This window comes from Siphonobacter sp. BAB-5405, from assembly GCF_002872335.1.
GTDB lineage: Bacteria > Bacteroidota > Bacteroidia > Cytophagales > Spirosomataceae > Siphonobacter.
On record NZ_NJAG01000104.1, the window covers coordinates 1 to 3,438 of the forward strand.

A 3,438-nucleotide genomic window follows, 5' to 3' on the forward strand; every position below is an offset into this window, starting at 1 on the left:
TATTTTAAGGTTTTTGGTATTGCTCTTCACTGACTTGTTCCATCCAGGTGACGACCTGTCCGTCCACTGCTTCCTGGATGGCAATATGACTCATGGCCTTGCTGCTAGAAGCACCATGCCAGTGCTTTTCGTTGGGTTCAAAATACACCACATCACCCGGTTGTATCTCCTGAATGGGTCCACCTTCCTTTTGCACCCATCCAAGGCCCGAAACCACAATAAGGGTTTGGCCCGCCGGATGCGTATGCCAGGCTGTCCTTGCTCCGGGCTCGAAAGTGACCAGTGAACCTGATCCAACCGTAGCTTCTTTTTTTCCCAAATAAGGGGTCTATTCTGACGTTTCCGGAGAACCACTGCTCAGGACCCTTGGTTGAGGCTTGCTCTCCATTTTTTTATAATTTCCATGGTTTCAAATGTTTGTTATGCTTCACAACTGCTGATCAGTCTTATCTTTTAGTGTAAACTGGAAATGGCTTGCCTGTCCATAGTCTTTGATGGTCTCAATATTCATAAGCAGTTTCATATCTTGCGTGCTAATTTCAAAATCGACTGCTGCGTTGGATTTCATGTGTGCCGGGTTGGCTGTCTTCGGCAACGGTAGCATCCCAAGCTCTAACGCATAGCGAATAGCTACTTGCGGTATGCTTACCCCGTATTTTTGAGCGATTTCGTTCACCTGCTGATTTTTCAAAAGTTCCCCATGCCCGATTGGCGAATAAGCTTCGACAAGGATTTGGTTTTCTTTGCAAAACTTAATCATCTCATGGGGAGTGTTACTGATGTGTGCCAAGATCTGATTCACCATCGGCTTGACGTGGGCAGAGGCGAGAATATTGCTAATATCAGGTTCTTCGAAGTTTGACAAACCAATTGCTCTCAGCTTGCCAGCCTTATAGGCATCCTCCAAAGCCCGCCAGGCTTCTTTGTTGCCTTCAAAATACCGGTCGGCCTGGCCATATTCTGCCCAAGGCTGGGGACTGTGAATAATCATCAGATCTATATAGTCCAGACCAAGAGCCTGTAAAGATCCATCAATCGAGGCAATAGCCTCCTGGTAGGATTTGATCTCCGCGGCAAGCTTGGTGGTTATAAAAAGCTCCTCTCTGGCGATACCTGCATTTCTGATGCCCTCTCCGACGCCTGGTTCGTTCTGGTAGGCCTGTGCCGTATCAATGTGACGATAACCCGCTTGCACGGCTTCTACGACAGCCTTACCGGCGTTCTCATTGCTTATAAACCATGTACCCAAGCCAAGTTTTGGGATTTCAACACCATTCGACAAGGTGTATGTTTCATTTAAAATCATTGTATTGTTTTCTGTTTTCAACTAATGTTACTTAGCAGGTGATAGTAGCCCTATCGTTTAGCTCATTCACCTAAGCGGCAAATACTTTTTCCTAATCCAGCTCGTCTCCTCAATATTTCATGCCTGCTTTTAGTGTACCTACTAATAGAGGGATCTGGTTAATTAAGCTATTGACCGTTGTATTCTTGATCGGTCACCGGCTGCTTCCATTCCACGATGCCTTTGTCCGTATTAGGAACAATATAAAGTTGTTGCATGCCTACGTCTGGGCTAGCTCCGTGCCAGTGAAGCGTATTGGGTGGACACTTTACCACATCTCCCTTGCGTAATATTTGCTTGGGCTGACCAACTATTTGGTGGAAGCCAACGCCAGCAGTGATAATCAGAATCTGGCCACCGGGATGCGTATGCCAGTTGCTTCGGGCACCTGGCTCGAAATAGACATTGCCGACAGAAGTCGTATAGGCAGAATCGGCATCTACTAATCCTATATTCCAAGCATTGCCAGTGAAGTTTTCGGCTGGCCCACGCTTGCCTTTGGGAAAATGGCGTTGGATTCGACCGTATCGGTTTTGGCTGTAGGGCTACAACTCAACAGGAAGCCAACTAGAATCGTATAAAATACGGAGGTAACATTTCTGTAGCAGTTCATAGGTGATAAAAATTGAATTAGGGTTGTAAAGCATCCAGAGCACCCTTAATGGTACGAATGGTCACCTTTTTGATTACAAAGGTAGACAGCGGGTACTTCCTGATTGTGACACTAAACACGCCAATAATGTCACATATCACCTATCTTTACGCGAAGATATGGAACCAATAGATCTTAGTGTTGCCCCCAAAGTTTTGCTGGTCGTAATCACCCGCGAAGGCGACTTTCCGAAGCATTTTCAAAAGCTCTATCACACGCATTTATACTGCCAGGCAGGTAGTATCAAGTTTCTGTTTAATGATCAGCCGATGGAATGCAAAGCCGGACAGTTTCTTTTCTGGTTTGCGGAAAGCAGGTTGTCGGGATTGCAGTTTTCAAAAAATTTCAAAGCCACTGCCTTACTGGCTGGGAAAGAATTTTTGATGGATAATATTCCCGATCAGAGTTGGAGTATCAACGCTTTGCTGCATAGCCGCGTGCATCCCGTAAAAACGATACAATCCGATCGCCATCGAAAAAGAATACTAAACAACTTTGAAAGTCTATACCAGCATTCTCTCGATACGGATCACCGATTCTACGCAGAATATCTGAATCTGAGAATGAAGTTATTCGTGCTGGATATGTGGGACACCTTTGCCGATGAATATGAACAACGAAAACACAGCCTGCAAACGGGTAGTTTATATGAACAGTTTATTGAGTTACTACAGCAATATTGCATGCAGCACCGGGAGGTTCAGTTTTATAGTAGACAGTTGAATATAACTCCAAAATATTTGAACCATCTGTGTAAAATTCATTCTGGGATTACTGCTTCTGAATGGATCCAACGTTACGCCAAAGAGCGGATCATTATGCTATTGCAAAACAAAGCACTCAACATTTCAGAAATCGCGAATGAAATGGAATTTAGCAGCCATTCCTTTTTCACCCGCTACGTGAAGAAATTATTGGGCGTAACTCCAGGCGAATATAGAAATAGGTTGGAATCGACTTAGTACAGGACAATCCCTTTGGTTACGTACTTTGATATACGTACATAAAGTGTAAAGCCAAAAATTAGTAGGGGCTTAATAAGTAGTCAGCTTTAAATCAAAGTAAGATCTAAGTAGATAAAGACGCTCTGAACTACTTTATCCAATGAGAAAGGTATTGCAAAGCATAAGGAGGCAGCAGGTTACAAGCACACCCTCACAGACCTATATAAAAGAGTACCTGAAAAGGCCAAGAAGATTAACCCAGCCAAATCATCCATTCCAGCCAACAATCATGGGAATCTAACGCACAAGGCCAATCAGAACCATGCTCTTCATATATTTGGGTTTATCAGGCCAGAACAGAACTGACAGCCTAAACATCAATATCAGTTCAATAATTCAGCTTTGCACGAGTGATAAATCGGGTATTTTCAAACACGATCAGGAGCTACCGGTAGCGAACTTTGGCTCATGGAGAGAGGCTATTGATTATACAATCA

At 44.1% G+C, this 3,438-nt stretch carries 4 protein-coding genes; 1 reads left to right on the top strand and 3 read right to left on the bottom strand.

The annotated features are described in order from the left end of the window. Window positions 1–4: 4 nt before the first annotated feature. The 3 genes from BWI97_RS26085 to BWI97_RS26095 all read right to left on the bottom strand — a co-directional run bounded on the left by BWI97_RS26085 (window position 5) and on the right by BWI97_RS26095 (window position 1,863). Entirely contained in the window at window positions 5–319 is a 315-nt protein-coding gene (locus BWI97_RS26085; protein ID WP_233208064.1) for a cupin domain-containing protein, read from the bottom strand. A gap of 108 nt (window positions 320–427) precedes the next feature. Further along, window positions 428–1,306 (bottom strand): aldo/keto reductase, encoded by an 879-nt coding sequence (locus BWI97_RS26090; protein WP_102203399.1) that lies wholly within the window; start codon window positions 1,304–1,306, stop codon window positions 428–430. 167 nt (window positions 1,307–1,473) lie between these two features. Continuing rightward, the gene (locus tag BWI97_RS26095) at window positions 1,474–1,863 is read right to left on the bottom strand and encodes a cupin domain-containing protein (protein ID WP_102203400.1); all 390 of its coding nucleotides are present in this window, start codon (window positions 1,861–1,863) and stop codon (window positions 1,474–1,476) included. A 403-nt stretch (window positions 1,864–2,266) separates the two neighbouring features. On the opposite strand from BWI97_RS26095, the gene BWI97_RS26100 reads away from it, so the two are divergent. Continuing rightward, the gene (locus BWI97_RS26100) at window positions 2,267–2,959 is read left to right on the top strand and encodes a helix-turn-helix domain-containing protein (protein ID WP_199182119.1); all 693 of its coding nucleotides are present in this window, start codon (window positions 2,267–2,269) and stop codon (window positions 2,957–2,959) included. Window positions 2,960–3,438: the final 479 nt, after the last annotated feature.